Source organism: Mesorhizobium sp. M2A.F.Ca.ET.037.01.1.1 (genome assembly GCF_003998075.1).
GTDB lineage: Bacteria > Pseudomonadota > Alphaproteobacteria > Rhizobiales > Rhizobiaceae > Mesorhizobium.
On the sequence record NZ_RZSA01000891.1, the window covers coordinates 1 to 2,734 of the forward strand.

A 2,734-nucleotide genomic window follows, 5' to 3' on the forward strand; every position below is an offset into this window, starting at 1 on the left:
GTCGAAGCCTACAGGGCAAACATTGAAGCGATTCGCACGGCTGCCGACAAGGCTGCCAGTTAATATACAACCGGCCCGCCTCTCGCCCGAGTTCCAAAGCCGAAGCGCTCATTGAACGACTGTTCAGTATATATAACGCCGTGCAGGAATAGCGGTTTCTTTGTCGAGATTCTACTTCACACATTCAATAGACCAGCCGCCTTGTCTTAAAGTCGAATATCATCTACCGCTTGAGCCCACCTTGCCCGGCTGTATGATACATGTACGGGAAATTGCTTGACCGAGGGACCCTGACAAAACTGGGCAAGCATTAGGAGTTCATTTGACACACGGAACTGCCGATGCGGGCGACGGCAAGGGCGCCAAGAGCACGCTGGCCAGTTCAGTATACCAAAAGCTCCGCGACGATCTTTTGCGCGGCGCGCTGGAGGCCGAGAGCAAGCTGCGTGTCGAATGGGTGGTTTCGCGCTACGGGGCGGGCGCCTCACCGGTGCGCGAGGCCCTCAACCGCCTTGCCGCCGAGGGCCTGCTCGGGCGGCATGACCAGCGCGGCTTCTTCCTCATGCCGGTCGGCGCCGCGGAACTGGAGGAATTGACGCGGACGCGCTGCTGGATGGAGGAACGGGCACTGCGCGAATCCATTGCGCACCGCACGGCCGAATGGGAAGAACAGCTGGTGCTGGCCCTCCACCGCCTGGCCCGCGCCGAGTGTCGCCTGCCGGAGGATCCCTCGACCAACGATCCGGAATGGGAGAAGCTGCACCGCGCCTTTCATCGGGCGCTGATCGCGGCTTGCCGCTCGCACTGGCTGATCGGCTTCTGCGAACAGCTTTCCGACCAGGCTTCGCGTTACCGGCTGATCTCGCAAAACGGGCCGGGCATGGGCCGCGACGATCTCGGCGAGCACCGCATCATCGCCGAGCGCACGCTGGATGGCGACGCCGACGGCGCCGTCGAGGCGCTTCTCAACCACTACCGCCTCACCGCCGCGATGTGCATGGAACGCTTCGCCCAGGGCTATGATCCGAGGGCCGGTATTGCCAAGGCGCGCCGCAGATAGCGACGGAAACCCGCCCACGGTCTTTTTGCTCCGGCGGCCAAATCTGCTATTCGCTCAGGCGAGCGCGACGCATGTGCCATTCGGCGTCCGCGCCTGAGGAACCCTGCATGACCAATCATCTGTTCGACGCGTTCCGTTCCCGCATGCCGGCTCCCGACCGACTGCTGATGGAGACGGATGACGGCCGTTCGATCAGCTATGGCGACATGCTGGCGAAGTCGGCGCAACTGGCGCATGCGCTGGTGCAGGCCGGCGTCGAGCCGGGCGACCGCGTCGCGGTCCAGGTCGAGAAGAGCCCGGAGGCGGCGCTGCTCTATCTCGCCTCGTTGCGTGCCGGCGCGGTCTTCCTGCCGCTCAACACGGCCTACACGCTGCCCGAACTCGACTATTTCTTCCGCGACGCCGAGCCGAAGCTGATCGTGTGCGATCCGGACCGTCTTGCCGGCGTCGAGCCGCTTGCCGCGTCGATCGGCGCCACGATGCTCACGCTCGGCCGTGAGGGACAGGGAACGCTGGCCAGCCAGGCTTCGCGGCAGGCGACGCAGTTCAGCGACCTCGCGCGCGGGCCGGACGATCTTGCCGCCATCCTCTACACGTCGGGCACCACCGGCCGCTCCAAGGGCGCGATGCTTAGCCACGAGAACCTTGCCTCCAACGCCCGCGTGTTGGTCGAGCAGTGGCGCTTCGGCGCCGACGACGTGCTGATCCACGCGCTGCCAATCTTCCACACGCACGGCCTGTTCGTCGCCACCAACGTTATCCTGATGGCCGGCGCGACAATGTTGTTCGAGCAGAAATTCGACCCGGCGCGCATCCTGTCGCTGATGCCGCGCGCGACGGCCTTGATGGGCGTGCCGACCTTCTATGTGCGGCTGCTGCAGCAGGAGGGGCTGACGCGCGAGGCTGCGAAGACAATCCGGGTGTTCATCTCCGGCTCGGCGCCGCTGCTCGCCGAGACGCACAAGGCCTGGCGCGAGCGCACCGGCCACGCCATCCTCGAGCGCTACGGCATGACCGAGACCAACATGAACACGTCCAATCCCTATGACGGCGAGCGGCGCGCCGGAACGGTCGGCTTCCCCTTGCCCGGCGTCTCGCTGCGCATCGCCGATCCCGAGACGGCCAGGCCGCTCGCCCAGGGCGAGATCGGCATGATCGAGGTCAAGGGGCCGAACGTCTTTGCCGGCTATTGGCGCATGCCCGAGAAGACCAAGGCCGAGTTCCGCGACGACGGCTTCTTCATCACCGGCGACCTCGGCCTGATCGACGCCGACGGCTATGTCCACATCGTCGGACGCGGCAAGGACCTGATCATCTCCGGCGGCTACAATGTCTATCCGAAGGAGATCGAGAGCGAGATCGACGCGCTCGACGGCGTCAGCGAAAGCGCGGTGATCGGCGTCGCCCATCCTGATTTCGGCGAGGGCGTCACCGCTGTCGTGGTGCGCAAGCTGGGATCGGTGATTGACGCCTCAGACATTGCCGGCGCTATTGCTAGCCGGCTGGCGAAATACAAGCATCCGAAGCAGGTGATCTTCGTCGACGAACTGCCGCGCAACACGATGGGCAAGGTGCAGAAGAACGTGCTGCGCGAGGCGTATAAGGATATCTACGTAGCGCGTTGAGCCGGCTAATTACTATCGAGCGGCGGGCCTCGGAGATTGGCCGAGGCGC

At 64.6% G+C, this 2,734-nt stretch carries 2 protein-coding genes; both read left to right on the forward strand.

What is annotated here, in order from left to right; genetic code table 11:
- Positions 1 to 322 precede the first annotated feature (322 nt).
- Positions 323 to 1,060: a GntR family transcriptional regulator gene (locus EOA27_RS30855; protein ID WP_126079950.1), complete on the forward strand. Its 738-nt coding sequence runs from the start codon at positions 323 to 325 to the stop codon at positions 1,058 to 1,060.
- Positions 1,061 to 1,167: 107 nt separating this feature from the next.
- A complete protein-coding gene (locus EOA27_RS30860; RefSeq protein WP_127258022.1) occupies positions 1,168 to 2,685 on the forward strand; it encodes a malonyl-CoA synthase in 1,518 nt (505 codons plus the stop codon).
- Positions 2,686 to 2,734 lie beyond the last annotated feature (49 nt).

Bases quoted from the DNA above. Each gene is read 5' to 3' on its own strand.
- EOA27_RS30860 (WP_127258022.1), top strand. From the start codon at position 1,168: ATGACCAATCATCTGTTCGACGCGTTCCGTTCCCGCATGCCGGCTCCC.